The organism is Streptomyces johnsoniae (genome assembly GCF_031845565.1).
Classification (GTDB): Bacteria; Actinomycetota; Actinomycetes; order Streptomycetales; family Streptomycetaceae; genus Streptomyces; species Streptomyces johnsoniae.
Genome location: NZ_JAVREV010000132.1, coordinates 1 through 219, shown reverse-complemented (window position 1 = coordinate 219; position 219 = coordinate 1). Strand labels below are relative to the sequence as shown.

Annotated in this window: 1 protein-coding gene; it reads right to left on the bottom strand. The window is 69.4% G+C overall.

Going from position 1 to position 219, the window contains the following annotated elements; genetic code table 11:
* On the bottom strand, positions 1 to 219 hold a 219-nt coding region (locus RM779_RS33600; protein ID WP_394813462.1), incomplete at both ends, for an acyltransferase domain-containing protein.

Below are 219 nucleotides of genomic sequence, written 5' to 3'. Positions count from 1 at the left end.
GCAGCTGAAGGGACACCATCCCCCCACCACCCGCAAGCCGCTCCCCAATCACCCGAGACCGCAACGCCACCACCCGCGCACCATCCGCCAACGACAAACCACCCGCCACCACCGCCGCCGCAATCTCCCCCTGACTGTGACCCACCACCGCAGCAGGCACCACACCCAACGACTCCCACAACCCCGCCAACGCCACCATCACCCCCCCCACCACCGGCT